This window comes from Nocardia neocaledoniensis (assembly GCF_029868625.1).
Lineage (GTDB): Bacteria > Actinomycetota > Actinomycetes > Mycobacteriales > Mycobacteriaceae > Nocardia > Nocardia neocaledoniensis_A.
Map to the genome: position 1 here is coordinate 1 of NZ_JARWOJ010000140.1, position 1451 is coordinate 1451.

Here is a 1451-nt window from a genome sequence, read left to right on the forward strand (position 1 = left end):
CCTTGCGCGCGCCCTCGACGTCGACGGCCACCGAGACCGAGGCCTGGAAACCGGACTCGGCCGAGTCGTAGTCGATGCCGGCGGCCTGCAGCGCGCAGCGCACGGCGATCAGATCGCCGGGCTCGCGGGGCCCCGCGCCCCCCCCCCCCCCCCCCCCCCCCCCCGCTCCTGTATCCGCGGCGCGGCTCGATCCGCCCCGACTTCGAACGGAGCTTGTTCATGAAACTCGCAGTCATCGCCGGTGACGGCATCGGTCCCGAGGTCATCGCCGAGGCGCTCAAGGTGCTCGACGTGGTCTCGCCGGGTGTCGAGAAGACCGAGTACGACCTGGGCGCCGCGCGCTACCACCGCACCGGCGAGATCCTCCCGGAGTCGGTGCTGCCCGAGCTGAAGCAGCACGACGCGATCCTGCTCGGCGCGATCGGTGATCCGTCGGTGCCCAGCGGCGTGCTCGAGCGCGGGCTGCTGCTCAAGACGCGCTTCGCGCTGGACCACCACGTGAACCTGCGTCCGTCGCGGCTCTACCCGGGTGTCACCAGCCCGCTCGCCGGCAACCCGGACATCGACTTCGTGGTCGTGCGCGAGGGCACCGAGGGTCCGTACACCGGCACCGGCGGCGCCATCCGCGTCGAGACCCCGCACGAGGTCGCGACCGAGGTGTCCACCAACACCCGCTTCGGCATCGAGCGCGTCGTGCGCTACGCCTTCGCCACCGCGCAGGCCCGCCGCAAGCACCTGACCCTGGTGCACAAGAACAACGTGCTCACCTTCGCCGGTTCGCTGTGGCAGCGCACGGTGAACGAGGTCGCCGCGGAGTTCCCCGAGGTGCAGACCGCCTACCAGCACATCGACGCCGCCACCATCCACATGGTGACCGACCCGGGCCGCTTCGACGTGATCGTCACCGACAACCTGTTCGGCGACATCATCACCGACCTGGCGGCCGCGGTCAGCGGCGGGATCGGGCTGGCCGCCTCCGGCAACATCGACGCCTCCGGTGTCAACCCGTCGATGTTCGAGCCGGTGCACGGCAGCGCCCCCGACATCGCGGGCCAGTCCAAGGCCGACCCGACCGCCGCGATCCTCTCGGTCTCGCTGCTGCTCAACCACCTCGGCAACACCGAGGGCGCGGCGCGCATCGAGTCCGCCGTCGCCAAGGATCTGGCCTCGCGCACCGGCGCCGCCTCCACCGTCGAGGTGGGCGACCGGATCGCCGCCATCGTCTGAGGGCACTGACAGCGAGATCGGGCCCGGTGGGGAATGTTACCCAGCGGGGGGCGAGGTTGTGCCCGGGGACCACGCGCCGGGGGAAAATTATTGGGGGAACGGGCTTTATGCCCGGGGCTAGGTGGGGGGTGCGCTAGCTGGCCCACACCTTGTAAGTCAACTCCTCGGGGCCTATCGACGGCGCCCGCAGCGCCGCCGCGACCTTGGACTGGCTGTCCCTGCAC

General features: G+C 71.1%; 1 protein-coding gene and 1 pseudogene. One reads left to right on the forward strand and one right to left on the reverse strand.

Going from position 1 to position 1451, the window contains the following annotated elements:
• Positions 1-124, reverse strand: a pseudogene (locus QH270_RS10480) (YebC/PmpR family DNA-binding transcriptional regulator); the annotation flags it as partial.
• A 95-nt stretch (positions 125-219) separates the two neighbouring features.
• Between QH270_RS10480 and QH270_RS10485 the strand changes: the two are divergent.
• Complete coding sequence (locus tag QH270_RS10485) at positions 220-1227, forward strand: 3-isopropylmalate dehydrogenase (protein ID WP_280340481.1); 1008 nt, start codon at positions 220-222, stop codon at positions 1225-1227.
• The last annotated feature ends 224 nt before the right edge of the window (positions 1228-1451 follow it).

Coding starts and splice junctions, on each gene's coding strand:
- QH270_RS10485 (WP_280340481.1), top strand. CDS start 220: ATGAAACTCGCAGTCATCGCCGGTGACGGCATCGGTCCCGAGGTCATC.